Genomic DNA, 25,062 nt, shown 5'->3' with positions numbered 1-25,062 from the left:
GGCGATCGACACCGCCGAGTCCCCGACCACCGCTGGAGCCCCGGCCGCCCCGGCTGCCACGAAGACCTCGGCCGTCTCCGAGTCACCGGCGCCTGCGGCGGCCGTGGAGTCTGCCGTCGCTCCGGTTGCTCCGCAGGCACCGGCCGCTGCTGCTGAGGCCCCGGCTGCCCGCGCGGTCGCGGAACCTCCGGCTGCTCCGGTAGTCACGGAGGCTCCGGTCGTTCCGGGTGTCTCCGAGTCATCGGTGGCTGCGGCGGACGGGGAGCCTTCGGTCGCTCCGGTTGCTGCTGAGGTACCGATCGCCTTCGAAGCTCCGGTCGCTCCGGTCGCTCCGGTCGCTCCGGTCGGGCCAGTTGGGCCGGCACCCGCTGAACCTCCGCTTCCCTTGGCGCCGGTCCCAGAAGCGGCCCAGCCCACCGCGCCCCGCAAAGACCGGCGGGTCCTCCGTGCCGTGCTTCGGTGGGGGGTCGCCGTCGTGGTGTTCGCGGTGGTCGGGGCCGGGACGGCCTATGGGATCGCCGGGATGAAGCGGTCGGACGTGCCGGGGCTGGGGACGGCGTCGGACGGGCGGTGGACGTTTCCGACGGTCAGCAAGCCGCCGTTGCCCACGGGCAGCCCGGGGCCGTTCGCCACGCAGAACGCGGCGGGGGCCCACTTCGCCGACCTGCGGGCGCTGGTGCTGCCGGCGCCGAAGGGAGCCGTAGGGGACAAGGCCCTCGACGGCAGCGACGGCTGGCTGGCCACGAAGGTGTTCCTCGCCGAGTTCTCCGCCGCCGACGACCGCACCGAGATCGCCCAGAAGCTGAAGGACCAGGGCCTGCGGCACATCGCCGCACGCGGCTGGACCACCCCGGACGGCACGCACACCCGGATCTACCTGCTCCAGTTCGACACGGCGACGGTCGCCGACGCGATCTCGACGGGCCTGGCCGGATACTCGGCCCCCACCTACCCGGTCCGCGGCGCCGACGGCTACGAGTCGGACGACGAGTTCCCGGACGCGGCCAAGGTCACCAACGTCTCGCTCCTGCCGTACGTCGAGACGAAGCCGTACGGCGCCGAACAGGTCCGCCTGGGCTTCGCCACGGCCGGCGACACCCTCGCGATGATCGTGCAGTCGAGGAAGGGGCAGGCCGAGGCCGTCCCGTTCCAGCAGACGGTGACCTTGCAGAGCCAGCTGCTCGGCTAGCCGTACCTCGCAGAGAGCACCGGGCCCCGGCCGACTAAGCTGGGGCCCGGCCTACGTACACGAACCGTTCGCACCGCCCGTGCCGCCGTACCGCTCAAGGAGCACCCGTGGAGATCTTCTTCGAAACCCTGCTGGTCCTGGTCTGCGTCGGCGTCCTCGCCTTCGCCGGACTGAGCGTGAAGAAGCTGTACCAGGGCCAGCGCTGACCCCCACCGAGGAACTGCAGACGCCATGATCGAGATCCCCTCCGACCTCCACAAGGACCTGGTCCCCCTCGTCTTCCTGCTCGGCGAGTGGGCCGGCGCGGGCGTGCACGACTTCCCGGGCTCCGAGAAGTGCAACTTCGGCCAGGAAGTCTCCTTCACGCACGACGGCCGCGACTTCCTGGAGTACCGCTCCCACACCTGGGTCCTGGACGCCGACGGCAACAAGGTCCGCCCCCTGGAGACCGAGTCCGGCTTCTGGCGCATCGACGCGGACCGCAAGGTAGAGGTCACGATGACCCGCGACGACGGAGTCGTCGAGATCTGGTACGGCGAGCTCGCCAAGCAGAAGCCCCAGATCGACCTCGTCACGGACGCCGTCGCCCGCACCGCCGCCTCCGGCCCGTACACCGGCGGCAAGCGCCTCTACGGCTACGTCAAGAGCGACCTCATGTGGGTCGGCGAGAAGCAGACCCCCGAGGTCGAACTCCGCCCCTACATGTCGGCCCACCTGAAGAAGATCGTCACCCCGGACGACGTCGAACGCTGGGCGAAGGCCCTCCCGGACGACATGCCGGACGACGGAATCGCATTCTTCAAGTAGACCTACACTTCCAGTGTGGTGAGCATCGACTGGAAGAGCGACCTCAGGCAGCGCGGCTACCGGCTGACGCCGCAGCGGCAACTCGTGCTCGAAGCCGTGGACACCCTTGAGCACGCGACCCCCGACGACATCCTCATCGAGGTGAGGAAGACGGCGTCGGGGGTCAATATCTCCACGGTGTACCGGACCCTGGAGCTCCTGGAGGAGCTGGGCCTGGTCAGCCACGCCCACCTCGGGCACGGGGCGCCGACGTACCACCTCGCCGACCGGCACCACCACATCCACCTGGTCTGCCGTGACTGCACGAACGTCATCGAGGCCGATGTCGAGGTCGCCGCGGAGTTCCGGGCCAAGCTGCGGGACACCTTCGGCTTCGAGACCGACATGAAGCACTTCGCGATCTTCGGCAGCTGCCGGGACTGTTCCATGAAGACCTCGACGACGGCTTCGACGACGGCTTCGTCGAAGACTTCAACTGAGTCTTCAATTACCGAGTCGTAGGCTTACCTGTATGAAGAGCCCCCTGCTGTCCCTGCCCGGCGCCGTCTCCGCCGAAGGAGTGGACGAAGGCGTCGCCGCCCACTACGGCGACCTGTTCCGCGAGCAGCGCACTCTCGCCGACGGCACCGGTTTCGTGGACCTCTCGCACCGCGCGGTGGTCGCCGTCACCGGCGACGACCGGCTGAGCTGGCTGCACCTCCTGCTCACCCAGCACGTCAGCGACCTCCCCACCGGCGTCGCCACCGAAGCGCTAATCCTCTCCGCGCACGGTCACATCGAGCACGCCCTGTATCTCGTCGACGACGGCACCACGGTGTGGATGCACACCGAACCCGACACCCAGGACGCGCTGATCGCCTACCTGGAGTCGATGAAGTTCTTCTACCGCGTCGAAGTGGCCGACCGCACAAGCGAGTTCGCGGTCGTCCACGTCCCCGCCGGTTCCATCGCCGAGGTCCCGGCCGGCGTCGTCGTACGCGAAACCCCGTACGGCCGCGACCTGTTCCTCCCGCGTGAGGACCTGGAGTCGTACGCCGAGAAGGCGGGCCCCCCGGCCGGCATCCTCGCCTACGAGGCGCTCCGCGTCGAACACCACCGCCCCCGCCTCGGCTTCGAGACCGACCACCGCACCATCCCGCACGAACTGGGCTGGATCGGCACGGCAGTTCACCTCCAGAAGGGCTGCTACCGAGGCCAGGAGACGGTCGCCCGCGTCCAGAACCTGGGCAAGCCCCCGCGCCGCCTCGTCTTCCTCCACCTCGACGGCAGCGAGGTCCATCTCCCGGGCCACGGCACGGAGTTGAGGCTCGCGGAGGAGGGCCCGGAGGGCCGCAAGATCGGCTTCATCACGACGTCCGTACGCCACCACGAACTGGGCCCGATCGCCCTCGCGCTGGTGAAGCGGAACGTGCCCCTGGACGCGCCCCTGCTGGCCGACAGTACGGCGGCCGCTCAGGAAGTCGTCGTAGAGCCCTAAGCCCTAGAGGTCTTGGGGTCTTGGGGTCTTGGGGCATTCAGAGGTCCACGACCACCGTGAACGGGCCGTCGTTCGTGAGCGAGACGCGCATCTGGGCGCCGAAGCGGCCCGTCGCCACCGTCGCGCCCAGGGCGCGGAGTTGGGCGACGACCTCGTCGACGAGGGGCTCGGCGATGTCGCCGGGGGCGGCGGCGTTCCAGGTGGGGCGGCGGCCCTTGCGGGCGTCGCCGTAGAGCGTGAACTGGCTGATGACGAGGAGCGGGGCGTCGATGTCACTGCACGACTTCTCGTCGTGCAGCATGCGGATCGACCATAGTTTGCGGGCCAGTTGGGCCGCCTTCTCCTTGGTGTCCTCGTGGGTGACGCCGACGAGGACGCACAGCCCTTCACCGTCGACGGCCCCGACCGTCTCGCCGTCGACGACGACACTCGCGCTGTCCACGCGCTGCACCACTGCTCGCATGGGTCCCATGATGCCGTGCCGAAGGGAATCCCTTCGGGCGGGCCTATTTTTGATGCTTAACCCCCCATCTGGGGCCGTTCGGGGGCACTCGGTCACATAGCGGCCACCGGGGGTGGCACGATGCAGTCCACACGCCGGTCGAGGGGACGGGTAGAGGCACATGAGCACACCGAGTACCGGGCAGCCCCCTGGGTCTGTCTCGCTGATCCGCGCGGGAGGACCGGCCGGCCGCCGTCCGCCCGCGCAGCGCGTCGACAGCCCGCTGCTGGCCGCCGAACCGCCCGCACCCGACCTTCCCGCGCTACGGCTCCCGGAACTGCGCGCGCTGCGCCGCGACGCCCAGCGGGACGAGGCCGACCTGAGTTACGTACGACGGCTCCTCCAGGGCCGGATCGACATCCTGCGCGCGGAACTGGCCCGCCGTTCCCCGGCGGGCGCGGCCTCGGTGGTGGACCGTCTCTCGGAGATCCTGACCGACGCCCCCGCCCGGCACCGCTCCTCGGCCCGGCACGTCACGCTGGGCACCCCGCACAGCGAGGAGTACCGGCTGCTGGCCGCCGAGATGCTCGCCGAGGTCGAACTCTCCGACCTGGAGGCCCGCACCGACCTGGAACTGACCACCGCGATGGGCCGCCTCGTGCGGTACGAACAGCAGGTGTCCCGGCGCCGTCAGGTGCTCCAGCACACGGCCGACGGCTGTAGCGCGGAGATCGCCCGCAGGTACCGTGAGGGTGAGGCACAGGTGGACGACTTGCTGATGTGAGGAGCCCGGAGTGACGTCTGAGGATGCAGAGGGCGCAGAGGGCGCGGAGGTTTCCGACACTCCCCGTACGTCCCCTCCGGTGATCGCCCCTCCGGTGATCGCTCCGCCGGTGCTCGCGGAGGTCGTCCGCTCCGGCTTCGTCGAGAGCCGGCACCGGGGCAGCCTGGTGATCCTGGCGGCGGACGGTTCCGTGGAACTCGCCCTGGGCGACGTGACCACCCCGATCTTCCCCCGCTCCTCCAACAAGCCCATGCAGGCGGCCGGAGTCCTCCACGCGGGCCTCGACCTCACCGGCGAACGCCTCGCCCTCGCCGCCGCGAGCCACTCCGGCGAACTCTTCCACCGCGATCTCGTACGCCGACTCCTCGCCGAACACGGCCTGGACGCGGGCCAGTTGCAGTGCCCGTCGGACCTCCCGCTGGACCCGGTCGAACAGGAGACGTACCTGGCGTCGGGCGCCGTACGCGACCGGATCACCATGAACTGCTCCGGCAAACACACGGCCATGCTGGCGGCGAGCGCGCTGCGCGGCTGGCCGCTGGAGTCGTACCTGGACCCTGAGCACCCGCTCCAAAAACTTATCCACAGGGTTGTGGAAGAAACTTCGGGCGAGCGCGTCACGGCAGTCGGCACGGACGGCTGCGGCGCCCCGCTGATGGCCATCACCCTCACCGGCCTGGCCCGCGCCTTCCGCACCTTCGTCCTGGCCACCCCGGGTTCCCCGGAACGCCGGGTCGCGGACGCCATGCGCGCCCACCCCGAGTACGTGGCCGGCACCCGCCGCCCCGACACCCACCTGATGCGCGCGGTACCGGGCCTCCTGTCGAAGATGGGCGCGGAGGCGGTCCAGGCGGTCGCCCTCCCGGACGGGCGGGCCTTGGCGTTCAAGGTGGAGGACGGGGCGGGACGGGCGTTGGGACCGGTGCTGGGGCGGGCGCTTGAGCTGATGGGGGTGCCGCCGGTACGGGAACTGGGCAGGGCCGTGGTGCTGGGCGGGGGGCTTGAGGTGGGGGAGATTCGGGCGGTGTTCTAGGGCGTGGTTCCGCGTGGGAGCACCTCACCGACAGATGATCACGGTCAGGCGCTGTCCGGTGCTGCGGACACCAGTCGTGCCGCCGGTGGCAGCGGTGCGTGCTGAGGGCAGGCTTCGAGGGCCTGGATCGCCAGCCCCGCGAAGCGTCGGGAGGCCGTTACCTGGGCGTCGGTCGATCTGGTGTGGATCCCCTTGTTGGCCATGAAGACGAGAATGAGGTCGTCCAGGACGAAGTCGGGCCGCAGGTGCCCTGCGTCCTTGGCCCGCTGGGCCAGTCCGGCGACCGCTTTCAGCGTGTACTCACGGCCGGCGACATCCGGCGCCCCTGGGAAGGTCGACATGAAGGCCTCGCTGAAACCCCGGTCGCGCGCGTGCAGTTCACAGATCTTCTCGATCACCAGGCAAAGGCCACGCCACGGATCGGGATCGGCGCACCCGTCGTCGACGATGGTGCGACATGCGCGCAACTGGTCCGCGAAGGCTTCGGTGGCCAGCACCTGCTTGGTCGGAAAGTGACGGTACAAGGTGGCGGGTCCGACCCCCGCGCCCCGCGCGATCTCCCGCATCGGCACATCCAGGCCGTCGGCGGAAAACAGTGCTCGGGCCGCGTCGAGGATGCGCTCGCGGTTGTCCAGCGCGTCGGAACGCAGGGTGTGAGGCAAACGGTCGATCATGCTCTCACTTTACCTAAACGGACGGGGGCGTCCGTTAACGTTCGAGACGTAGCAGCTCACCGAGATCATCGGGGCGCACGGCGCCGGAACAGGGGAGACGACACTGAAGGCGATCGCGATCCAGACGTACGGAGGTCCTGAGGGTCTGGCTGTTGTCGACCTGCCGACTCCCGCACCCGCTGCCGGACAGGTGGTGATCGCCACCGAGGCCGTGGGCGTCGGCGGGGTCGACACCGTGATCCGAAGCGGGGCACTGGCCTCCTACGGCTTCAAGGAGGGCCACATCCCGGGCAGCGAGGTGGCGGGCACCGTGACCGCGGTCGGTGACGGCGTCGACGCCTCGTGGATCGGCGGGCGGGTGTGGGCCTTCACCGGCACCGGCGGAGGCTACGTCGAACAGGCCCTCGCACCGGTCGAAGAGATCGTTCCGCTGCCCGTGAACCTCTCCGCGGTCGATGCGGTGACACTCGGCAGTTCCGGCGTGGTGGCCCACTTCGGGCTCCGCCACGCCCACTTCGCTCCCGGGGAGACGGTCCTGGTGCGTGGTGCGGCCGGCAGCATCGGGATCATGACCGTGCAACTCGCCGCTCGCGGCGGCGCCGCCGCGGTGGCGGTCACCACCTCTTCGGCCGAGCGCGGGGAGCGGTTGCGACGCCTCGGCGCGACCCACGTGCTGGACCGCTCCGGCGACGGAGGGGAACCAGCTCCCGCGGGGTATGACGTCATCATCGACGTGGTGGCCGGCAAGGACATGCCGTCGTTCTTCGACCGGCTCAACCCGAACGGCCGGATGGTGGCCGTGGGCACGGTCGCGGGCCGGCCACCGGCGGACTTCGGCACGAAGATCATGGCGGCGTTCCAGAAGTCGATGTCCTTCGCCACGTTCAGTGCGAACACCGTCACCGGAACCGACCGGCGTGCCGTGCGGAGCGAACAGTTCGCCGCGGCGAGCCGGGGCGAGATCGAGACAGTGGTGCACGAGGTGCTGCCACTGGACGCGGCCGTGCTGGCGCACCAGAAAATGGACGCGGGCGAGGTCTTCGGCAGGATCGTGCTGACGCCGTAGGCGAAGGTGTCAACGCCGGGATCGCCACGATCCCCTGCGGCAGGTCATCAAGGGCCCTCCCAGCCCGTCCGGCGTTTGAGGACGAGGCCGTTCGGGCCGAAGGGTCCGGGCCGAAGGGGGGCTGGGGCGCAGCCCCAGTGGGGTCCGGGGCGGAGCCCCTGGAGGATGGGACGGGTAGGGGCGGCGGGGGCGAAAAAATCCGCGCGACCCCCCACCCCACCGACCTACCGTGACCCCCATGACCCCGCGCGCAAACGACCTCGCCGTACGCCCCATCACCACCCCCGACATCCCCGACTGGATCCGCGCCCTCAACACCGGTTTCCTGCGCACCCCGGACGTCTCCGACGCCGAACTCGCCGACCGCAGCAGCTACATCGACCCGTCCCGCACCCTCGGCGCCTTCGACGCGGGCCGCTGCGTAGCGACCTTCCGCTCCTTCCCGCAGGAGCTCACAGCCGTGGGCGGCACCCCCGTCCCCGCCGACGCGATCACGAACGTGTCCGTCACGGCCACCCACCGCCGCCGAGGCCTGCTGACCCGCATGATGGAGCGGGACCTGGCGGCGGCGAAGGAACGGGGCGATGTCGTCGCCACGCTGATCGCCGCCGAGTACCGGATCTACGGCCGCTACGGCTTCGGCCCCGCCACCTCCGCGACCCAGTGGGAGATCGACGTCACGCGCGCCGGCCTGGACCCCCGCTGGTCCGCGCCGGAGGACGGCGGCCGTATCGACCTGGTGGACGGCGAGGACGTACGCAAACTCGGTCCCGAACTGCACGAGCGGCTGCGTCACGCCCAGCCCGGCGCGATCAACCGCGACGACCGGTACTGGCAGGTCGCCACGGGGGCGGTCCGCCTGACGCGCGCGGCGCCGTGGGCCGAACCGTTCTACGCCGTCTACCGCGCGGCGGACGGCGAGGTGCGGGGCCTGGCCAAGTACGTCTGCGACGACACCTGGAACGACGCCAAGCAGCCGCACGACACGGCCACGGTGAAGAGCCTGATCGCCACCACCCCGGCCGCCGAGCGTGCGTTGTGGCACCACCTCTGCTCGATCGACTGGGTGGCGAAGGTGAAGTCGGGCCGGCGTTCCCCGGACGACCTGCTGCCCCTCCTCCTGCCGGACCCGCGCGCGGCCACCATCACGACCCAGGCGGACTGGCTGTGGGTGCGGATCCTGGATGTCGTACGGGCCATGGAGGCGCGGTCGTACGAGGGGGAGGGCACGTTGGTGTTCGAGGTGGTCGACGCGGCCGGACTGGCGGGCGGGCGCTACCGGTTGGTGGCCTCGGAGCGGGGCGCGTCCTGCGCGCCTACCACGGAGAGTGCCGAACTCGCGCTGGATGTGCGGGAGTTGGCGACGCTGTGGCTGGGGGACGAGTCGGCCGTACGGCTCGCGGCGCTGGGCCGGGTACGGGAAGAACGAGCGGGCGCCGCCCGTGTGGCCGACGCCCTGCTGCGTACGTCCAGGCGACCTTGGTGCCCGGACATCTTCTGAACGACCTTTCGCCTGGTGCCTGTTGACGGCCTCTTGGCGGGACCGACCGGACTCTTGCTGGACTCATCCGTAGCTGTTCAGTTGTGGTTGTGGTGGTGCCGGCCGCCGGGCTCTCGGCTCCCCTCCAGGAGAGAGACCCGGTCGGCCAAGTTAGCCAAGTTGGTGACCAACTCTCTTCTAGTTATCTCCTCTTGGGTACGTCTCATAACCACCTTTCCTTGAACTGCCGAAAGATGGCGGGAAGTTGTAGTGTTTGGTCGTGGACCCGGAACACGCCACCGTCAATGGACGGACGAGGTCACCACGGCCACAGTGGTCACACCACGAGCTGGCTGACGAGCTGCGCACCCGGATCAGGTCCGGTGTACTGCGGCCCGGCCAGCGCATGCCCACCCAGGCCAAGCTGGCGGACGAGTTCGGCGTCGAGCGAGGTGCCGTACGACAGGCACTGCGCATCCTGCAGTCCGAGCGGCTGCTCACCAACGTCTCCAAGGGCAGCCCGGCGACCGTGGCCCCCGACCTCACCCTGGCGCTGACCGGCCCGGGAGCGCCGCCGCAGCCGACGATGGTGGGTCTGGGACCGCGGATCGCGGCGGCCTTCGCGCAGCCGCACGTCGAGATAGAGGCCCTCTGTCTGACTGCGGTCTCGCTCACGCTGGCCATCGGGGAGCCGCTGCGTCAGATCCATACCGGACGTCTGAAACCGGCCAAGGTCGACGTCCGGGTGCTGCTGCCGAGCAGCGACATCGACCTCGCCTTCCCCTCCCGGGTGGACCGGGTGGACCGGGCGGACGCACCGGTCGACGGCCGGCTGCAACGCCGCTGGCTCGCCCAACGCAACGCCCAGGGGCAGGTGTTGAAGCACAACCTGCTCGCGTTACGCGCGACGCACGGTATCGACGTGCGCGTCACGTTCCGCGCCCTCCCCTTCACCCCGCCGGTGAAGCTGTACCTGCTCAACGGCGCGGAGGCGCTCTTCGCCTACTACACGCTGAGCCAGCGCGAGGCGGAGATCGGGCACGAGCAGGTGGAGATGTACGACGCGGAGGGCACCCAGTCGATGCTGTTCGCCTTCGAGCAGGGCGCGGGACTGCGGGACACGACGTTCGTGGAACAGTCGCACCTGTGGTTCAACGCGCTGTGGGAGACGATCAGTTCGGAGCTCACGCTGACACCCACGAGCTGATCACCTCCCGCGGCGGCTGACCCGACAGAGGCCTGTCGTACGGGTCACAGGGCCGGTCCGGTGACCAACAAGGCCAGGACGACGGCCCCGATGGAGCTGAGGGCCGGGCTCTTGGCCTTGATGCCGATGGAGAGCAACAGCAGACCGACGATGCCGGTGGCGCCGTACTTCCACTGGACGATCTGCTCGAAGCCGACGACGAAGACGGCGGAGAGGAGGGCGATGGCAGGCACGGTGGTTCCCCCTTCGGGCTGTGGAAGCAAAACTTCCACCAACTTGAAGCAACTCTATGAAGTTGGCAGCCAACTCTGCTTAAGTTGTTCCCGATTGGCACCTACTCACACCTACTTACAATCAGGTTCCAAACAACTCCCCTTAGATGGGGCAGAGTTATACCGTTTGGTCGTGACCCAGGAGAACGTGGCAGTGAACGGCAGCAGAAGCTTCTCGCCCCAGGAGATCGCCGACGCCCTACGGGACCGCATCCGCACCGGAGACCTCAGGGCGGGGGACCGCCTGCCCACCCAGGCCGACCTGGCCGAGGAGTTCGGCGTCGAACGCGGCGCCGTACGCCAGGCACTGCGCCTGCTCCAGGAGGCGGGACTGCTGACCAACGTGAGCAAGGGGAGTCCGCCGCGGATCGCGGAACCCTCTCCCGTGCCGGGCGAGCCCCAGCCGACCATGGTGGCCCTGGCCCCCCGCCTGTCCGAGGCCTTCACCAAGCCGAACGTACGGCTCGACGCGGCCTGCCTGACCGCCGAGAGCCTGATGCTCGCGGTGGGCGAGTCGGTCCGCCTGATCCACGAGGGCCGCGCCCGCCCGACCTCGGTCGACGTCCGCGTGCTGCTCCCCTCCCGGGAGATCGCCCTCGCCTTCCCGGTCTCGGTGGAGGACCGCGGCGACGACGATCCGGTCCACCAGCGCTGGCTGACCATGCGCAACGCCCAGGCCCAGGTGCTCCAGCACAACCTGCTGGCCCTCCGCGCCACCCACGGCATCGACGTCCACGTCACGTTCCGCGCCCTGCCGTTCACCCCACCGATCAAGCTGTACCTCCTGAACGAGGAAGAGGCCCTGCTCGGGTACTACGTGCTCGACGAGCGCGAGGAGGAGTACAACAGCGAGACCCTGGAGATGTACGACGCCCTCGGCTCCCAGTCCGTCCTCTTCTCCTTCCTGCGGCAGGCCGGCCAACGGGACGCCGCGTTCGTGGAGCAGTCGCAGAAGTGGTTCGACGCCCTCTGGGAAACCATCACCACGGACCTGACACTCTCCTAGTGACTCCTGATACAGCGCAGACTGAACCGGTGACAGCAGAGACAGCGGAAGAGACCCAAAACCTGCGGGAACTGATCACGCGTGCGCGAGTGGTGCTGTGGGACTTCGACGGGCCGATCTGCCGGCTCTTCGCGGGACACAAGGCGGAGCGGGTGGCCCGCGAACTGGCCGAGTGGTTGGAGGGGCGAGGCCTCCACGGCCTGCTCACGGAGACCGAACGGAAATCCCTGGACCCGCACATAGTGCTGCGCGCCGTGGACCGTCGGCATCCCGGCAGCGACCTGGTGGCGGAGCTGGAGGAACGTCTCACCCAGGAGGAGATGAGAGCCGCCGCCTCCGCGATGCCCACCGCCTACGCCGACATCCTGATCCGCACCTGGACCGCGGTGGGCTCCCGGCTGGCGATCGCCACGAACAACTCCCCCCAGGTGGCCCGCGAATACCTGGAGAGCCGCGGCCTCCTCACCTGCTTCGCCCCGCACATCTACGGCCGCACCCAGAACCTCCACCGGCTGAAGCCCGACCCGCACTCTCTCAACCGGGCCCTGAGCGCCATGGGGGCCGCGCCGGCCGCCGCCCTGATGATCGGCGACTCCCCCTCGGACTTCGACGCCGCGAGTGAGGCCCGGGTCCCGTTCCTCGGCTACGCGCGTAACGAATACAAAGCGAAGCTTTTGCGGGAGGGCGGAGCAGCGCACGTGGTCGACTCCCTCGAGCCCTTGCTGATGATGCTCCGCGGTTAGCGCGGGCGGTACGACTGTTCTGCTTGCCTGAGCGCTTGCCGCGTCTGCGGAGCCAGGCCGCCAGGGAGGTGAGCAACCCTAGGGTCCAGAGCGCCAGTTGGGCCAGATCGTCGAACTGCACGGTGACCCCGAGTACTTGGATGCCCATGGCACCCACCCCCTAGCGGCCCCTCCGGGCAATCGGTCAAGTTGTCGTCTGTTTCGGCAAGTTGACTGCTTGTAGCGAAATGCCCGGTCAACTTGATCCAGTAACCTGCCAGTTGACCGCCTTCGAGTTGACTTCTTGCCTGACTGATCGCGGTTTGTCGATCAGTCAGGGGCGGTACATACCGTGTATGACCGGGACGGGGAAGGACGAGGCAGGCGGCAAGGAGTTCCGCCGGGTCGCGGAGGAACTCCGGGTCCGGATGGCGGACGGGGCGTATCCGCTGGACTCCTATCTGCCGGCTCAGTCCGTGCTCGCGGCGGAGTTCGGAGTCTCCCGCAACACCGTGCAGCGGGTCCTGGAGGAGCTGCGCAGCGAAGGCTGGATCGAGTCCCGGCAGGGCAAGGGCTCCCGCGTCATCAAGAACCAGCGCGTACAGTCCTCGTCCCCCCGAGCCAGCAGGTCACGCCAGGCGCTGACGCTGGGGCCTCTCATAGGAGAGGCGTTCGAAAAACCTGAAGTCACCCTGGATGTCTACACGTTGACGTCCGAGTCCCTGGACGCGCACATCCGTTTGCAGGCGGAGCGGATCCGCGCCAAGAACATCGCTCCGCAGCGCATCGCCCTGCGCGTGCTGCTGCCCAGCGAGTCGATGACCCTGCCGTATCCGCGGGCCAAGGACGACCAGGACGATCCGAGGCTGCAGGACAGGCTGCACCACATCACCAAGCGTCACACGGAGTCCCTGCATGAGGTGTTGACGGCTCTGGAGGCCGAAAACCTCGTCTCGTCCGTCGAGTTGGAGATCCGCCACACGCCCCTGACGCCGACCTTCAAGCTGTACGTGATCAATGGTGAGGTGCTGCACGGCGTCTACACGGTCATCGAGCGCGCGGTGGTCCTGGACGACGGTGACAACATCACGGCGCTCGACGTGCTGGGTTACGGCGCCACCCTCACCCACCATGTGAAGGACGCCGACCCGACCTCGCCGGGGTCCGTCTTCGTGGACGGCATGACGACATGGTTCGAGTCCGTCTGGACGCGGCTCACGGAATAAGGCTTGCGCGCGTGCGCTAGCATGCCCCAATCGTGTGAGCAACCGCTCCCGTTCGTGCGTAAGGGATGGCATACAGGCCAACCTTGGGCGACCTGGTACGGATGTCTGGCAAACCCACACGTTTCAGCCAGTCGACCGTGAATCTAGTCCTGACGTGTACCACCTGGGACTAGTGATCCGCGTTTCCCAAACCCGTTTTCTCCCACCTGTTTTGACACCCTTGCATTTTCCGCGCGAGTACTCCGGAGCGGCCAGTGGGCGCACCGCCTGTCTCCAGTCCTGTGACTGGGAGACGCGCCACCAGTGTTCGGTCCGATGCCGTCTATGAGGCATTCAGACGGCATGCCACAGAGGTAGGACAGGCGAGCAACGGTTTCCACAACCAGAACTACGTCCTGCCGCTGACCGAACCCATGGCCGGTCTGGTGGGCCGGGAGCCCGGAACCTCTGTGACCGTGCGGGTCAGACGTCGCGAGGCGCTGCCCGTGGTGATCAGGACCTGGGAGAACGAGGCGGAGATCCTCCGGGCCATCAAGGGCGTGCTGCCCCATGTGCCCGAGTGCCTGATCGAGAGGGAAGGTTTCGCCGTCCATAGTTATGTGGAGGGTGTACCGCTCTCGAGTGTCTGCGGGAACGGAAAGCCGGTCGACACTCTGCTCATGAAGGCGCTGGTGGGTCTCCTGGCCCAGATGACCCAGGTCCGCAGTGGGGCGTTGCCGCCCAGACCGTCGCTCTGGCCCAGCAAACACACGGACAGCCAAGGCTTTCTGCGGACGCTGTGCCTGATGGCGGACATCCAGATCCGCAAGCCCAACTGGCCTCATTTCGGCGGCCTGTTCGCCGCTCTCGGCATCGCCGAGGACGCCCTGATCCGCTTGGCCGAGCGGGTACCGGTCATGGCGCGGCGACCGTACAGCCTGCTCCACGCCGACCTGCACCGCGACAACCTGATCATGTCGTACGCCGGTGACCCGCCGCTCATCTGCGTCGACTGGGAACTGGCGACCTTCGGCGATCCGTTGCACGACCTCGCGACCCACCTCGTCCGGATGCACTACCCGTCGTACCAGTGGGACGAGGTCGTCGAGGCCTGGGGGCACGCCATGCAGGCCGTCCGGCCCGCGGCCGTCAACGGTCTGGCGAAGGACCTGCGGCACTACGTCGCGTTCGAGCGGGCGCAGTCGGTCTACCCGGACGTCATGCGGGCCGCGAAGTCCCTGGAGGAACGGTTCGACCAGAAGAGTCTGGACGAGGCGACGGCCGCCGTCCGCCGGGCCCTGGAGGCGGGTGCGGAGCCGCTGCGGCTCAGTCATGTGCCCGGTGAGCGCGAGATCGAGCGGATCCTGTTCCGTTGGCGGGCCTCCGCCGGGGCCGGCGGTTCCGCGCGGCGCGGTACGGCCGGCCGGTCGGCGATCGCCTGGAAGAAGGACCTGCGCGTCCCGGAGCACCCCGCCTTCCCTTACGCCGCCGTCAAGGACGCCCTGTTCCTGGAAGGCGCGGCACCGGCCAGCCGGGTGTTCAAGGGCACCGCGCATCTCAACACCGTGGTCCGGGTACCGGGCACGGCCTTCCCCGTCGTGGTGCGGCGCAAGGTGGCGAACGTCTACCGGCGGGAGCGCAGTTTTCTCAGTGAGCACGCCGTGTTGCAGGCCATCGAGCGGTCGAACGCGGCGGTGGCGGCACCGAGGGTCCTGGCACTGGGCGAGAGTCACTCCAAATGGGCCGTCGACATCCCGACGTACTCCAAGGACCTGTTCGCCATCCACACCTACGAAGGTCCGGGCGACACCCGTAAGCAGCCCAACCACCCGGTGCACGGGCTGCTGCCGCACGAGGCGGACGGGCTCATCGCCCAACTCGGCGCGTTGACCGAGGTGGACTACATCCAGGTCGACCCGCTCGCGGCGGGCGTCGGTGGCTTCTACCGGTGGCTGAGCGAACAACTCGTCGCTCTGGTACAGGGTTTGCCGAAGGAGTCGCAGCAACTGGCCAGGTTCGTGGGACTCCCCGACTCGTTCCGGCTCCGGGAGATCCTCTCGCGGTACGAGGTGAGCCACCGGGCCTCCACCCTGCTGCACGGGGACCTCAACCCGTGGAACCTGGTCCGCCGCGACGACAGCCTGGCGCTGACGATCATCGACTGGGAGATGGCGGTGGTCGGCGACCCCCTCTACGACCTGGTCCGCCACATGCACCTCACCCCGACCCGGCCGGAGATCCGCGACCGCATGTTCCGCCGCTGGGAGCGTGATCTGCCCGCCGCGTACACCAGGGACTGGGAGAAGGACTGGCGCGTCTACCGCTGGATCGAGATCGTGCGGTCCGCGTACGTGGACCTCGACCGCCTGGTCACCGGAGCGAGCCTGGACGCTCCCAACGTCCGCCGCGCCGTGGACTCGTACGCGATGACCCTGGCGGCGGCCACCGGTTCCCTGGGCCTGACCGTCCGCCGAAGCGCCAATCCCTACCTTGCCCGCGCCTTGGCATAAGGGAGTTGGCCGCACGAGGAGGGCCGCCTCGGCAGCCAAGGGCGGGGCGATAGCGTCCGTCGTATGACTGCGACTGGCATCACCGATTTCGAGGACATCCCCACGACCACCCTCGCCGACCTGCTCGGCCCGGCGCAGGTGATGGATCTCGGCATCCGTGCGCTGTGGAGCCCGGTGCGGCGGCTTGTCGGGCCGGCCTTCACCGTGCGGTGTCCTCCGGGGGACAACCTCATGCTGCACGCGGCGATCTACCGTGCCGAGCCCGACGCGGTGATCGTCGTGGAGTCCGGGGACGTGGAGTACGCGCTCGCCGGCGGGAACGTGTGTGCCGTCGCGCAGCGGCGCGGTGTGGCCGGGTTCGTCGTCGACGGGGTGATCCGGGATCTGGGAGAGGTGCGGGCGGACGGCTTCCCCGTGTTCGGGCGGGGGGTCGTGCCGATCCCCGGGGTCAAGAAGGCCGTACTGCCGCTGAACGAGCGGGTACGGTGCGGGGGAGTCGCCGTCGACCCCGGGGATGTCGTGGTGGCCGACGACGACGGGGTCGTGGTCGTGCCGGGTGCGCGGCGGGCCGAGGTGCTCGCGGGGGCGTTGGCGCGGCTCGATCAGGAGGCCGGCGAGAGCCTCGACGAGTGGGAGGCGGCGCACCGGGCCCGGGTCGAGGAGTTGCTGCGCGCGGGCGGGTTCGAAGGGTGACCTGCGGGGCGTAAGAGGTGTGACCTGCTTGGCGCAGAGGAGTGGAAGAGGGGAGTGACGTGTCTGGCGGGGGAGCGGGATGTGGTCGATCCTGGTCGCGATGCTTCTCTTCCTCGATGTCGACGGGACGTTGCTTCCGTTCGGTGCGTCGCGGCCCTACCCGGTGTTCGCGCCGGGCTTCGCGCCGCCCACGGCCGACGACCCTCCCCTGCTGACCCGGATCGATCCCTCGCTAGGGTCGCGGCTCACCGCGCTGCGGTGCGAACTGGTGTGGGCGACGACCTGGATGGACGACGCGAACGTGTGCGTCGCGCCCTGGCTCGGATTGCCCCAACTCCCCTTGGTGGACTGGCCCGATCCGGCCGAGGAAGGGGAAGCGGAGGAGGAGGGCGGCGGGTTGCATTGGAAGACCCGGTCGCTCGTCGCCTGGGCCGCCGGGCGGCCCTTCGTCTGGGTGGACGACGAGATCCGGGACGCCGACCGCGACTGGGTGACCGCCCATCATCCCGAACGGGCCTTGCTGCGACGCGTCGACCATCGGTACGGGATCACGGGGGCGGATTTCGCCGCCATGGAGGCGTGGTTGGCCGTCAACCGGTCGTGAGGGGTTCGTCCGGCGACAGTTTCAGCAGCCACCGCGCGCTCGCCCTCGCGCCCGCCGCGCGCGTCTCGTCGGACGCGCCCGGGAAGTGCCGGCCCCAGGAGACCGCGCGGCCGATGGCACCGAGCCGTTCCGCCAGGGACAGGGCGCGGTGAAGTTCCTTGCTGGTACGGCCGTTTCCCGTCCAGGGCTCCAGGTAGGCGTCGCGCAGACGGGGGAGCGACTCGGGGCCGTAGCGTTCCGCGATGTCGCCGGCCGGGACCAGGAAACTGCAGAACGGGTGCGAGACGGCCGCGTCGCCCCAGTCGAAGAAGGTGAAGCGGCCGGGCTCCGGGTGGAACAACTGGCCGTCGTGCAGGTCGGAGTGGTCAAGGGAGTCGGGGACGCCCAACTCGGCCAGTTCCGCAGACCAGTTGACCAGACGGGGGCGCAGGGCGTGCAGCCTCGCGGGATCCACGTCCGTGCTCGCCGGGAGGGCGGACCGGATGAACTCCACTGTCCGGTCGAAGACTTGGGGCAGTGCCGTCGTGCGGGCGCTGGGGACGCCGAGCTGTTCCATGGCCGTGGCGTGCGGGACGAGCGCGCGTTGCATCGTCGCGTACTGGCGCAGGGGTTCCTCCCAGTCGCGGGGGTCGGCCGGGCCGCGGTCGAGGACCTGCCGGAAGAGGTCGCCGCCGTCGGGGAGCAGCGACCAGCCGCGGTCGGCGTCGACGGCGAGGGGGTGCAGGACGTACTCCGGGACCCAGCGGGCGAGTGCGGCGGTGAGGGGGGCCTCGAAGGCGCCGGCCGGGGGGCTCGCCTTCAGCCATACGGTGGCCGGGCGGCCGACGGCATCCACGCCTTCGACCGGGATGCGGACCAGTACGGACCAAGGGCGCAGCCGCACACCCCGTCGGCCCGCCGTACGCAGTCCTCTCGCCGCGAGTTCGCGGTCGGCCCAGCCGAGCAGCTCGCCGCGCCAACTCCCCTCGTCCCAGGGGGTCTTGGAGTTCTCGTGCTGCCCGCGGTCAATGACCACCGATGTGTCGTCGTCCTGCATCGGGTCATTCCAGCAGCGGGGGTCGCGGGATGCCATTGATTTCTGTGGGGCACAAGGCCGCGCGGTAGCGTGCCGATCATGGCGGACTGGGAGATACGGCCCGCGTCGGCGGCCGACGTCGAGGTGGTGGCCGAGCTGCGCGCGGAGGTGCTGCGCGCCGATCTGGAACGGCTCGGGCGCTACGACGCCCGGCGCGTGCGGCAACGGCTGCGGGACGGGTTCGAGCCGGAGTGCACCTGGGTGATCGAGGTGGGCGGCGCGTTCGCCGGATGCGTGGCGCTACGGCCGGACGCGGATGCCGGCTGTCACTGGCTGGAGCATTTCTATCTCGACGCGCGGCTTCAGGGCGGCGGGATCGGTTCCGGTGTGCTGCGGGAACTGCTGGAGCGGTGCGACCGGGACGGCGTTCCCGTCGTACGGCTGAACGTGTTGCGAGGGAGTCCGGCCCGGCGGTTGTACGAGCGGTACGGGTTCGTCGTCGAGGCGGAGGACGCCGTGGACGTGTTCATGGTGCGGGAGGCGACCGGGTCGGCGGTCCGGCGCTCGGCCTGACATGTGAGTTCGCCTGACATGTGAGTTCGCCTGACATTCGCGGGGGCTGTGTCGTCGTACCGGTATGAACACAAGAATCCGGTACCTCAGCCTCGGTCTGCTGGCCGTGGTCAGTCTGTACACAGGCCTCTGGGCCTATTTCTCGCCGACGGGGTGGTACGCGAACTTCCCCGGGCTCGGGCTGAAGTGGCTGCCCCAGCTCGGTCCCTACAACGAGCATCTCGCCAAGGACGCGGGGGCGATGTTCCTCGCGCTGGCCTGTCTGACGCTGATCGCGCTGCGCCAGGTGCGGAACACCAGGCTGGTCCAGACGACAGGTGCGGTCTGGCTGGTCTTCAACGTGCTGCACTTCAGCTATCACGTGCAGCACCTCGACATGTACGGGACGCGGGACCAGGTGCTGAACGTGGTGTTCCTGGCCGCGTTGGTGCTGCTGGCGGCGGTGCTGTTGGTGCCGGTGGCGGGGTCGGCCCGTGCTGGTCAGCGGGGTGGGTCCCGGTGAAGGAGAGGGTCGGCATGCGGGTGGCGGTGGCGGGCGGTACCGGGCTGGTGGGCCGGTACGTGGTCGAGGAACTGGTCGCGGCCGGGCAGGAGGCGGTGGTGCTGAGCCGGTCGCGGGGTGTGGACCTCCTAGCCGGGGGCGCGGAGCTCGATGCCGCGCTCGACGGGGTGGACACGGTCGTCGACGTGAGCAACGTGACGACCACGAGCGCGCGGAAGTCGGTCGCGTTCTTCGACACCGTCGGGCGCCGGCTGCTGGACGCGGGCGAGCGGGCCGGCGTACGGCATCACGTGGTGCTGTCGATCGTCGGCATCGACCGGGTCGGCCTCGGCTACTACCGGGGCAAACTCCGCCAGGAGGACGTGGTCAAGGAGGGCCCGCTGCCGTGGACGGTGCTGCGCGCGACGCAGTTCCACGAGTTCGCGGAGCAGACCCTCGACCGGGTGCCGGGGCCGCTCGCGGTGGTGCCGCGGATGCGGACCCAGCCGGTCGCGGCACGCGAGGTCGCCCGGCACCTGGTGCGGCTCGCGCTGGCCCCGGCGCAGGGCATGGCCCCGGATCTCGCCGGACCGCGCGTCGAGCAACTCGTCGACATGGTGCGCCGGTTGCTGCGGGCCCGGCAGGAGCGGCGACTGGTGCTGCCGGTGCGGATGCCGGGTGCGGTGGGGGCGGCGATGACGGGGGACGGGCAGTTGCCGGTCGCCGGGGCCCCCGGGGAGCGGGGCGGTCAGACCTTCGATGCGTGGCTCGCGGAGCATGTTGCGCGGCGCCGCAGTCCTGCTCAGGGAGGATGACCCGCCGTGTCCGATGCGCTGCCGCCACCCTCGTCACCGTCGCCACCCTCGCCGCCGTCAGGTCCGGGTCAGGACCCGACCATCGGGTCGCTCATGGCCGAGCGGCGTCGGCTGCTCAACCTCGGGTACCGGATGCTCGGTTCGGTGCAGGACGCCGAGGACGTCGTACAGGAGACGTACGCCCGTTGGTACGCCCTGTCCGAGGAGGGGCAGCGGGCGATCGACGTGCCGATGGCGTGGCTGACCCGGGTCGCCTCGCGGATCTGCCTCGACCAGTTGGGCTCGGCGCGGGCGCGGCGGGAGCGGTACACCGGCGAGTGGCTGCCGGAGCCGGTGCGGCACGGGGCCGGGTGGACCAGCACGGGCGGTGCGGGCGCGGACGATCCGGCCGACCGGATCACCCTCGACGAGTCGGTCAGCATGGGGATGCTGGTGCTGCTCGACTCGATAACTCCTGCCGAGCGGGTCGCCTTCGTCCTGCACGACGTGTTCGGGATGCCGTTCACCGAGATCGCCGAGACGGTGGGCCGTACGCCCGCGGCCTGCCGCCAACTCGCCTCCTCCGCACGCCGGCGCCTGGCCCACCGGCCGCACGGCAGCAGTACGGCGGAGGAACACGGGCGCGTCGTCTCCGCGTTCCGCGAGGCCTGCGAGACCGGTGACCTCGACGCGCTGGTCGCCCTCCTCGACCCCGCGGTCGAGTCGCGCAGCGACGGCGGCGGCAAGGTGCGGGCGGCCCTGCGTCCGGTCGTCGGCCGCGACAAGGTGGCCCGCCTCTTCCTCGGCCTCATGCGCCGGGAACCCGAGGTGGAACTCGTCGAGGAGGACGTCAACGGGACGCCCGGGGTGGCGGTCCGGATCGGGGGAACCACGTTCGCCGTGCTCGCGGTGGGGGTGGGGGGTGGACTGATCACCGACCTGTGGCTGGTGGTCAATCCGGACAAGTTGCGGGCGTGGAACGGGTAGCGGGAGAGCCACCTGGTCGCGCTGTTCACGGGCAGGTCGTACAACGGGGGCGCCGTGACGTCGTACCCGGCGCAACGTCCGGCCACCGCGCTCAGAGCACTGTTCGTCGGCCTCACTCAGGGGGCACCCTCGGCCTCGCCCCGGACGCCTACGAGCAGTACTTCGCCGATGTCGCCCGGGCTCCGGCGTCCGGGGTCTCGGCCGAGCGATCATTCGCGGGGGCGGCTGGACGGGGTGGCTGTGGTGGCTGTGATGGACGTGCTTGGCGTACTGGACGTCAGTCGATCATCTGCCGCGGAACCAGCAGCTCGGCCCTGCTGAACAGGCGGGCCAGAGCCGTCGGTTCGGCTTCGGCGCAGGTCTCGGCGACGGTGTCGATGAGGCGGTCGTAGTCGGGGCCGGTCCTGTTCTCGTAGGCGTCGGTCATCCGGCCCCACTCGTCCCAGGGCAGCATCTCCCGCTTGCAGAGGGCGGCGAGGTCGCGGACGGCGTTGCCGCTGATCTCGGCGGGGCCCCAGGCGTGATCGGTGCCGGGCACCCCGAACAGGTGCGGGTCGATCAGACCCTCGCGGTACTGGATCCACGCCTCGCCGCCGGTCAGGAACTCGCCCGGCGCGAGGTCGTCCGGGCGCTCGACGTAGTCGTGGCCGAGATGCTCCGTGTCGACGCGCACCCAGCGCCGTTCGTCGGCGTTCCAGTACTCGGTGATCCAGTGGTCGAGGCCGCGTCCCGGCAGGAAGCAGGTGCCGAAGCCGCACCTGGCCCGGGACGGGATGCCCCGCGCCCGCAGGAACGCGCAGGCGATGGTGGCGAAGTGGCGGCACGTACCCACCACCCTTCTCTCGGCCGGCCGGCCGGCCGTAGTGCAGGGGACTGGGGTCCAGCGCGGTCAGAGTGGCGACCAGCTCCTTCACCGGCCGTATGTCCTTCTCCGCGAACCGCCGCTCGGGAAGGCCGAGTTCGGTGGCGTCGGCCGGCTGGATGACCAGGTCCCGCACGGCGGTACAGACGCCGACCGGGTCGTCCGGCAGCTCCTTGACGAGCCACAGCTGCTCGGGAGCGAGGAGGGTGAGGGGGCCGGGCCGGGAGTGGTCGAGGGTGAGCGGGTCGAGCGGATCGAGCGTCTCATCGGTCATGACCGGGGAGCGTAGAGGGTGAGTCCCGACCTGAGCGGTGTGCGCTGTCCGGACTAGGTGTCCTCGGGATGCCGGTGAGTGCGCCAGAGGTGTCTGAGGGCTTCGAGTTCGGTTCGGGGGAAGTGCTCGCCCCACTTGCCCCGATAGCCGCTCTCGCCGTAGGTCCGCGCGACCTCGTCGAAGCAGCGGATCGCCGCGCGGGCGAGCTGGTCGAGACCGAGCTGACCGGACCAGATCTCGGTTCCCTTGGTGTCGTGATCGCCGCCGTGGCGCAGTTCCAGCACGCGGATCCAGATGTCCTCGCCTTCGCGGTAGAAGATCCACCGGTAGGCGGTCGGCTCGGCCTCGAACTGGGCACGGGTCTCCGTCTCGCCCGCGACGAGCCGGGCCACCGCGGTCAGGAACTCCTCGGGTGCGTGGGTGATGTGGGACGCGGTGAGTTCGGCCTTCGCGCGATGGTCGTCGAGGGTGCAGTCGGCCCATCCGTGTGAACCCAGCGTCCAGGTGATGCGGAGGCCGGAGGTCATTGCTGCTCCTCGGTGAGGGAGTGCCGGACGCCCCGGATCCGGGTGGCGGTCTCGTTGACGTGAGCGGTCGGGCCGACGGAGGTGTTGCCCGGGGGGCGAGCACGGTCCTTCGCCTGCTCCTTCTCGACGAAGGGAACGTCCAACCAGATCCGCTCAACTGCCATGGATACCAGTCTGGTTGGCTCCGGGATCCGGGTGGCGGGATCGACGGACGCGGCCCCACCTGGAGTGCGCGGCTGCTGGTGCCGGCTCGTAAGGTGGGGACATGTGGACCCAGCACATCCAGGCTCTGTGATCACGAGGCGTTGAGGGCGATGCCGTAGGGCGTCGCCCTCCTTGGTGTGCCTGTTACGTGATCCGTCTTCCTGCTTCCCCGTGCCGCCCGCATCGAGGCGGCGGGACGCCGGGCCCCGTTCTTCTCGCGACGGCGGCTCTCGCGCACGCGTACAGGCACGGTCCCTTTCCTCCACCATTGCCAGGAGTGCCTTGTGCCCGCGTTGCTTCCCCCTGCCCTCGAACCGTTTCTCGACCTGCTGCGCTGCCCGGTGTGCCACGCCCGTCTCCGACCCGGCCGCGGCTCACTGCGCTGCCCGGCGGGCCACACCTTCGACATCGCCCGTCAGGGCTACGTCAGCCTGCTCACGGGCGTCCGCGCCACCAGCGGTGACGACGCGGCCATGGTCCAGGCCCGAAACCGGTTCCTGTCCACCGGCAGGTACGCCCCCATCCACCGGACCCTGACCCGTATGGCGGCCGACGTCCTGCCTGCGCGGGGCACGGTCGTGGACGTCGGATGCGGCACCGGCCACTACTTGGCCGGCGTACTCGATCACCTGCCCGGCACCCGCGGCCTGGGGCTCGACACGTCGGCACGCGCCCTGCGCTCGGCGGCCCGAGCCCATCCGCGAGCGGCTGCGGCGAGTTGGGACGTGTTCCGTCCTTTTCCCTTGGTGGACCAGGGGGTCGACGTCGTGCTGGACGTGTTCGCCCCGCGCAACCCCTCCGAGTTCCACCGAGTGCTCCGTCCGACCGGGCGGCTGATCGTGCTGCGCCCCGACGAGCGGCACCTGGCCGAGCTACGGGGCCAGGTGCCGGACGTGGTCACGATCGACCCCGACAAGGAACAGCGCCTGCGGCAGGCGCTGGACCCGTACTTCCAGGCCGCCGGGACCCGGCACGTCGCCTACACCACACCCCTGACCAGGCAAGAGGTCATCGACCTGATCGGGATGACACCGAGCGCCCGCCACCTGACCCACACGGACCTGAGGGGTCACGGTCCCCTGCCCGACCGGGTCACCGTCTCCGTACTGGCCACGGCCTACCGGCCTCGGTGACCATGAGCCCCGTTGTCCTGTCCCGGATGACTCTGGGCGGGAGGAGGTTCTGACCTGCGGTGTCTACGGCTGAGGGGACAGGTCGGCGGTCGATGCCCCACTCAACCGTGGGCAGCCGCCGCCAGGGTGCTCGTCGCGGTCTGGTCGCGCCCGGCGGTGCCCGACGTCCGCGGCGGTCAGGCCGTGCGGGAGCGGGTCGAGGTGATCACGACGGATGTGTAGGGCATGGTGGCGTGGCCGCCGAGCCTGTCGATCGCGGTCCCGGCGCTGTCCAGGACCTCCGCCATCGCGTCCGCGGGGAGTTGGGTGAGGCCGCCGAAGGTGGGGAGCTGGTCGAGCCATTCCTCTCGGGAGTAGGCGCGCTCCCAGGCGAAGCGCCACTGTTCCGGCTCGCTGAAGCTGCCGGTCCGCCGGATCCCGTCGGCGATTCTCGCGAACAGCGGCTGGTATGCGTCCACGGCCGATCCCCTCAGCAGGCCGGGGCCGAACGGGGAGTCGGGGGCGACCCGGTGGAGTGCTTCGGCGAGGGCGTCGATCACCTCGGCCGGGAGCTGGGGGACGTGGTGGAAGGGCGCGAGCCGGCCGCCGGGCCGGAGCACCTGGGCCGCCTTGGCCGCGCCGACGACGGGGTCCACCCAGTGCCAGGCGGTGCCGGCGACGACCGCGTCGAACTGCCGCCCGGCCGGCTGCCAGTTCTCGAACCTGGCGACCTCGACCTCGACTCGGCTGCGTCGCGCGAAGGCGGCCATCCGCTCGTCGGGCTCGACACCGAGCACCGTGCAGCCGGCCGCCTGGAACTGCCGGGCCGCGATGCCGGTCCCGGCTCCGACATCGAGGACGCGCCGACCGGGGCTTGCCGCGACGATCCTGTCCACCAGGGCTTGGGGATACGGCGGCCGGGCGCGGTCGTAGCGTTCGGCGTCCACCCCGAACGACTCGGCCGTCTGACGGTGGCGGTGGGGCTCCGGTCCGGACCTGTCCGGCGGGCCCTGCGATAAAGTGGGCATGCGCCCACACTAATGGGCGGTTGCCCACTTGTTA

The 25,062-nt window shown here is 69.9% G+C and carries 28 protein-coding genes; 20 read left to right on the top strand and 8 right to left on the bottom strand.

The genetic code is table 11. From position 1 onward, the window contains the following. Positions 1 to 451: 451 nt before the first annotated feature. The 4 genes from ACIRRY_RS22390 to ACIRRY_RS22375 all read left to right on the top strand — a co-directional run bounded on the left by ACIRRY_RS22390 (position 452) and on the right by ACIRRY_RS22375 (position 3,473). The gene (locus tag ACIRRY_RS22390) at positions 452 to 1,189 is read left to right on the top strand and encodes a hypothetical protein (RefSeq protein ID WP_403975380.1); all 738 of its coding nucleotides are present in this window, start codon (positions 452 to 454) and stop codon (positions 1,187 to 1,189) included. 231 nt (positions 1,190 to 1,420) lie between these two features. After that, positions 1,421 to 1,996 (top strand): FABP family protein, encoded by a 576-nt coding sequence (locus tag ACIRRY_RS22385; protein ID WP_403975377.1) that lies wholly within the window; start codon positions 1,421 to 1,423, stop codon positions 1,994 to 1,996. Positions 1,997 to 2,011: 15 nt separating this feature from the next. Continuing rightward, positions 2,012 to 2,497, top strand: a complete 486-nt coding sequence (locus tag ACIRRY_RS22380; RefSeq protein WP_403975375.1) for a Fur family transcriptional regulator — start codon at positions 2,012 to 2,014, stop codon at positions 2,495 to 2,497. A 10-nt stretch (positions 2,498 to 2,507) separates the two neighbouring features. Beyond that, a complete protein-coding gene (locus ACIRRY_RS22375) occupies positions 2,508 to 3,473 on the top strand; it encodes a YgfZ/GcvT domain-containing protein (RefSeq protein WP_403975372.1) in 966 nt (321 codons plus the stop codon). Between the two features lie 37 nt (positions 3,474 to 3,510). On the opposite strand, the gene dtd is transcribed toward ACIRRY_RS22375, so the two are convergent. Beyond that, positions 3,511 to 3,936: a D-aminoacyl-tRNA deacylase gene (gene dtd / locus ACIRRY_RS22370; RefSeq protein ID WP_403975369.1), complete on the bottom strand. Its 426-nt coding sequence runs from the start codon at positions 3,934 to 3,936 to the stop codon at positions 3,511 to 3,513. A gap of 160 nt (positions 3,937 to 4,096) precedes the next feature. Between dtd and ACIRRY_RS22365 the strand changes: the two genes are divergently transcribed. Next, positions 4,097 to 4,699 carry an aerial mycelium formation protein gene (locus ACIRRY_RS22365; protein WP_403975367.1) on the top strand — a complete coding sequence of 201 codons (603 nt, stop codon included), beginning with the start codon at positions 4,097 to 4,099 and terminating at the stop codon, positions 4,697 to 4,699. 79 nt (positions 4,700 to 4,778) lie between these two features. Next, a complete protein-coding gene (locus tag ACIRRY_RS22360) occupies positions 4,779 to 5,732 on the top strand; it encodes an asparaginase (protein WP_403975364.1) in 954 nt (317 codons plus the stop codon). Between the two features lie 44 nt (positions 5,733 to 5,776). Here ACIRRY_RS22360 and ACIRRY_RS22355 read toward each other — a convergent pair whose 3' ends face one another. Continuing rightward, positions 5,777 to 6,406 (bottom strand): TetR/AcrR family transcriptional regulator, encoded by a 630-nt coding sequence (locus tag ACIRRY_RS22355; protein ID WP_403975362.1) that lies wholly within the window; start codon positions 6,404 to 6,406, stop codon positions 5,777 to 5,779. A gap of 103 nt (positions 6,407 to 6,509) precedes the next feature. Between ACIRRY_RS22355 and ACIRRY_RS22350 the strand changes: the two genes are divergently transcribed. The 3 genes from ACIRRY_RS22350 to ACIRRY_RS22340 all read left to right on the top strand — a co-directional run bounded on the left by ACIRRY_RS22350 (position 6,510) and on the right by ACIRRY_RS22340 (position 10,159). After that, a complete protein-coding gene (locus ACIRRY_RS22350; protein ID WP_403975583.1) occupies positions 6,510 to 7,472 on the top strand; it encodes a zinc-binding dehydrogenase in 963 nt (320 codons plus the stop codon). 238 nt (positions 7,473 to 7,710) lie between these two features. After that, positions 7,711 to 8,973: a GNAT family N-acetyltransferase gene (locus tag ACIRRY_RS22345; RefSeq protein WP_403975360.1), complete on the top strand. Its 1,263-nt coding sequence runs from the start codon at positions 7,711 to 7,713 to the stop codon at positions 8,971 to 8,973. A gap of 253 nt (positions 8,974 to 9,226) precedes the next feature. Continuing rightward, complete coding sequence (locus tag ACIRRY_RS22340; RefSeq protein ID WP_403975357.1) at positions 9,227 to 10,159, top strand: GntR family transcriptional regulator; 933 nt, start codon at positions 9,227 to 9,229, stop codon at positions 10,157 to 10,159. 44 nt (positions 10,160 to 10,203) lie between these two features. On the opposite strand, the gene ACIRRY_RS22335 is transcribed toward ACIRRY_RS22340, so the two are convergent. Beyond that, positions 10,204 to 10,392 carry a hypothetical protein gene (locus ACIRRY_RS22335; RefSeq protein ID WP_403975354.1) on the bottom strand — a complete coding sequence of 63 codons (189 nt, stop codon included), beginning with the start codon at positions 10,390 to 10,392 and terminating at the stop codon, positions 10,204 to 10,206. Between the two features lie 166 nt (positions 10,393 to 10,558). Here ACIRRY_RS22335 and ACIRRY_RS22330 point away from each other — a divergent pair, with 166 nt between their 5' ends. The 6 genes from ACIRRY_RS22330 to ACIRRY_RS22305 all read left to right on the top strand — a co-directional run bounded on the left by ACIRRY_RS22330 (position 10,559) and on the right by ACIRRY_RS22305 (position 17,171). Beyond that, positions 10,559 to 11,437, top strand: coding sequence for a GntR family transcriptional regulator (locus ACIRRY_RS22330; protein WP_403975352.1), 879 nt, complete (start codon positions 10,559 to 10,561; stop codon positions 11,435 to 11,437). A gap of 29 nt (positions 11,438 to 11,466) precedes the next feature. Further along, a complete protein-coding gene (locus ACIRRY_RS22325) occupies positions 11,467 to 12,180 on the top strand; it encodes an HAD family hydrolase (protein ID WP_403975349.1) in 714 nt (237 codons plus the stop codon). 335 nt (positions 12,181 to 12,515) lie between these two features. After that, a complete protein-coding gene (locus ACIRRY_RS22320; protein WP_403975347.1) occupies positions 12,516 to 13,385 on the top strand; it encodes a winged helix-turn-helix domain-containing protein in 870 nt (289 codons plus the stop codon). A gap of 254 nt (positions 13,386 to 13,639) precedes the next feature. Continuing rightward, positions 13,640 to 15,874 carry a phosphotransferase gene (locus ACIRRY_RS22315; RefSeq protein WP_403975345.1) on the top strand — a complete coding sequence of 745 codons (2,235 nt, stop codon included), beginning with the start codon at positions 13,640 to 13,642 and terminating at the stop codon, positions 15,872 to 15,874. A 63-nt stretch (positions 15,875 to 15,937) separates the two neighbouring features. Then, a complete protein-coding gene (locus tag ACIRRY_RS22310) occupies positions 15,938 to 16,567 on the top strand; it encodes an RraA family protein (protein WP_403975342.1) in 630 nt (209 codons plus the stop codon). A gap of 100 nt (positions 16,568 to 16,667) precedes the next feature. Next, positions 16,668 to 17,171, top strand: coding sequence for an HAD domain-containing protein (locus ACIRRY_RS22305; RefSeq protein ID WP_403975581.1), 504 nt, complete (start codon positions 16,668 to 16,670; stop codon positions 17,169 to 17,171). On the opposite strand, the gene ACIRRY_RS22300 is transcribed toward ACIRRY_RS22305, so the two are convergent. Next, on the bottom strand, positions 17,158 to 18,207 hold the full coding sequence (locus tag ACIRRY_RS22300) for an aminoglycoside phosphotransferase family protein (RefSeq protein ID WP_403975340.1): 1,050 nt from the start codon (positions 18,205 to 18,207) through the stop codon (positions 17,158 to 17,160). The genes ACIRRY_RS22305 and ACIRRY_RS22300 overlap by 14 nt on opposite strands. Positions 18,208 to 18,285: 78 nt before the next feature. Here ACIRRY_RS22300 and ACIRRY_RS22295 point away from each other — a divergent pair, with 78 nt between their 5' ends. The 4 genes from ACIRRY_RS22295 to sigJ all read left to right on the top strand — a co-directional run bounded on the left by ACIRRY_RS22295 (position 18,286) and on the right by sigJ (position 21,021). Next, entirely contained in the window at positions 18,286 to 18,759 is a 474-nt protein-coding gene (locus tag ACIRRY_RS22295) for a GNAT family N-acetyltransferase (protein ID WP_403975337.1), read from the top strand. A 64-nt stretch (positions 18,760 to 18,823) separates the two neighbouring features. Continuing rightward, the gene (locus tag ACIRRY_RS22290; RefSeq protein WP_403975334.1) at positions 18,824 to 19,261 is read left to right on the top strand and encodes a hypothetical protein; all 438 of its coding nucleotides are present in this window, start codon (positions 18,824 to 18,826) and stop codon (positions 19,259 to 19,261) included. A gap of 14 nt (positions 19,262 to 19,275) precedes the next feature. After that, entirely contained in the window at positions 19,276 to 20,055 is a 780-nt protein-coding gene (locus ACIRRY_RS22285; protein ID WP_403975332.1) for an SDR family oxidoreductase, read from the top strand. 93 nt (positions 20,056 to 20,148) lie between these two features. Then, positions 20,149 to 21,021, top strand: a complete 873-nt coding sequence (sigJ, locus tag ACIRRY_RS22280; protein WP_403975330.1) for an RNA polymerase sigma factor SigJ — start codon at positions 20,149 to 20,151, stop codon at positions 21,019 to 21,021. A gap of 277 nt (positions 21,022 to 21,298) precedes the next feature. Here sigJ and ACIRRY_RS22275 read toward each other — a convergent pair whose 3' ends face one another. From ACIRRY_RS22275 to ACIRRY_RS22265, 3 genes are all read right to left on the bottom strand, one after another. Then, positions 21,299 to 21,853, bottom strand: coding sequence for a transglutaminase-like domain-containing protein (locus ACIRRY_RS22275; protein WP_403975327.1), 555 nt, complete (start codon positions 21,851 to 21,853; stop codon positions 21,299 to 21,301). A gap of 357 nt (positions 21,854 to 22,210) precedes the next feature. After that, positions 22,211 to 22,684 (bottom strand): hypothetical protein, encoded by a 474-nt coding sequence (locus tag ACIRRY_RS22270; RefSeq protein ID WP_403975325.1) that lies wholly within the window; start codon positions 22,682 to 22,684, stop codon positions 22,211 to 22,213. After that, the gene (locus ACIRRY_RS22265) at positions 22,681 to 22,848 is read right to left on the bottom strand and encodes a hypothetical protein (protein ID WP_403975323.1); all 168 of its coding nucleotides are present in this window, start codon (positions 22,846 to 22,848) and stop codon (positions 22,681 to 22,683) included. The genes ACIRRY_RS22270 and ACIRRY_RS22265 overlap by 4 nt, the downstream gene beginning before the upstream one ends. Positions 22,849 to 23,172: 324 nt before the next feature. Between ACIRRY_RS22265 and ACIRRY_RS22260 the strand changes: the two genes are divergently transcribed. Further along, entirely contained in the window at positions 23,173 to 24,021 is an 849-nt protein-coding gene (locus ACIRRY_RS22260; protein WP_403975321.1) for a putative RNA methyltransferase, read from the top strand. Between the two features lie 176 nt (positions 24,022 to 24,197). Here the strand turns inward: ACIRRY_RS22260 and ACIRRY_RS22255 are convergent, their stop codons facing one another. Then, the gene (locus tag ACIRRY_RS22255; RefSeq protein WP_403975319.1) at positions 24,198 to 25,028 is read right to left on the bottom strand and encodes a class I SAM-dependent methyltransferase; all 831 of its coding nucleotides are present in this window, start codon (positions 25,026 to 25,028) and stop codon (positions 24,198 to 24,200) included. Positions 25,029 to 25,062 lie beyond the last annotated feature (34 nt).

It is taken from the genome of Streptomyces sp. NPDC101776 (genome assembly GCF_044766845.1).
Taxonomy (GTDB): Bacteria; Actinomycetota; Actinomycetes; order Streptomycetales; family Streptomycetaceae; genus Streptomyces.
Note: the sequence above shows the minus strand (reverse complement) of the source record. Positions and strands in the feature narration are given on the sequence as shown.

Excerpts from the sequence above, each read along its gene's own strand:
- ACIRRY_RS22385 (WP_403975377.1), top strand. The coding sequence starts at position 1,421 with ATGATCGAGATCCCCTCCGACCTCCACAAGGACCTGGTCCCCCTCGTC.
- ACIRRY_RS22375 (WP_403975372.1), top strand. The coding sequence starts at position 2,508 with ATGAAGAGCCCCCTGCTGTCCCTGCCCGGCGCCGTCTCCGCCGAAGGA.
- dtd (WP_403975369.1), bottom strand. The coding sequence starts at position 3,936 with ATGCGAGCAGTGGTGCAGCGCGTGGACAGCGCGAGTGTCGTCGTCGAC.
- ACIRRY_RS22365 (WP_403975367.1), top strand. The coding sequence starts at position 4,097 with ATGAGCACACCGAGTACCGGGCAGCCCCCTGGGTCTGTCTCGCTGATC.
- ACIRRY_RS22355 (WP_403975362.1), bottom strand. The coding sequence starts at position 6,406 with ATGATCGACCGTTTGCCTCACACCCTGCGTTCCGACGCGCTGGACAAC.
- ACIRRY_RS22345 (WP_403975360.1), top strand. The coding sequence starts at position 7,711 with ATGACCCCGCGCGCAAACGACCTCGCCGTACGCCCCATCACCACCCCC.
- ACIRRY_RS22320 (WP_403975347.1), top strand. The coding sequence starts at position 12,516 with ATGACCGGGACGGGGAAGGACGAGGCAGGCGGCAAGGAGTTCCGCCGG.
- ACIRRY_RS22310 (WP_403975342.1), top strand. The coding sequence starts at position 15,938 with ATGACTGCGACTGGCATCACCGATTTCGAGGACATCCCCACGACCACC.
- ACIRRY_RS22305 (WP_403975581.1), top strand. The coding sequence starts at position 16,668 with ATGCTTCTCTTCCTCGATGTCGACGGGACGTTGCTTCCGTTCGGTGCG.
- ACIRRY_RS22300 (WP_403975340.1), bottom strand. The coding sequence starts at position 18,207 with ATGCAGGACGACGACACATCGGTGGTCATTGACCGCGGGCAGCACGAG.
- ACIRRY_RS22295 (WP_403975337.1), top strand. The coding sequence starts at position 18,286 with ATGGCGGACTGGGAGATACGGCCCGCGTCGGCGGCCGACGTCGAGGTG.
- ACIRRY_RS22290 (WP_403975334.1), top strand. The coding sequence starts at position 18,824 with ATGAACACAAGAATCCGGTACCTCAGCCTCGGTCTGCTGGCCGTGGTC.
- ACIRRY_RS22285 (WP_403975332.1), top strand. The coding sequence starts at position 19,276 with ATGCGGGTGGCGGTGGCGGGCGGTACCGGGCTGGTGGGCCGGTACGTG.
- sigJ (WP_403975330.1), top strand. The coding sequence starts at position 20,149 with ATGGCCGAGCGGCGTCGGCTGCTCAACCTCGGGTACCGGATGCTCGGT.
- ACIRRY_RS22270 (WP_403975325.1), bottom strand. The coding sequence starts at position 22,684 with ATGACCTCCGGCCTCCGCATCACCTGGACGCTGGGTTCACACGGATGG.
- ACIRRY_RS22265 (WP_403975323.1), bottom strand. The coding sequence starts at position 22,848 with ATGGCAGTTGAGCGGATCTGGTTGGACGTTCCCTTCGTCGAGAAGGAG.
- ACIRRY_RS22255 (WP_403975319.1), bottom strand. The coding sequence starts at position 25,028 with ATGCCCACTTTATCGCAGGGCCCGCCGGACAGGTCCGGACCGGAGCCC.